Raw genomic sequence first — 671 nt, forward strand, 5'->3', positions numbered from 1 at the left:
TCCTTTGCAGAAAAGCCCAGACTCTCTCGAAGCAGCTCCACAATAAGCATATGCCGCTGCTTTGACGACAAGCCATTCATCTTAACGACAAACTCTACTGCCCCAATAAAAAACAAACCAACTTCACTTCGGTTTTCTTGATCCTCAAATACTCGTTTCTCTCCAGCCCCTTGATGAACACTATTAATATGAAACTGAGCAAAATCAATTAATTGGGATGAGAACCCTACAGCGTTACCCTCTTCAGTTTCATGCCTGCTTAGCTGACTTGCACGGTACAGCGACGATACTCTATGTAAGAGCAATAGCATTAAAAAAACCCGCAAGTGCACTGGCCGTTAGTGCCAAATTATCGTACAACAGCCCATAATCTTGCGAGAAAGAGTTCTGTATACCAAGGTTCATCCATATATCATTCGTCATCAAATATTCCTAGTCGTTACAAACAAAGGGGCCTTAAATAAATTCCCGAGGATTGTAACAAGTAAAGGAATGACAAATTATCCCAAAGTGGTAACAACAGGTAACACTGAGGTAAAACCTTGTGAAATAGCCCATAAGACCTAAGGAAGCGGATTGATCATCGGCAAAATCCCTAGGTGTTTGGGCTTGGAGGGCTTATCCGATGCCTAGGGTTTCATTGACATCATCACGGATAGCACGATAGAGCT

The 671-nt window shown here is 42.5% G+C and carries 1 protein-coding gene; it reads right to left on the reverse strand.

Annotation, left to right across the window (positions count from 1 at the left end):
• Window positions 1–311 (reverse strand): hypothetical protein (locus tag A3761_RS06265; RefSeq protein WP_156491668.1); only part of this gene is annotated, 311 nt, incomplete at its 3' end.
• Window positions 312–671 lie beyond the last annotated feature (360 nt).

The organism is Oleiphilus sp. HI0123 (genome assembly GCF_001635315.1).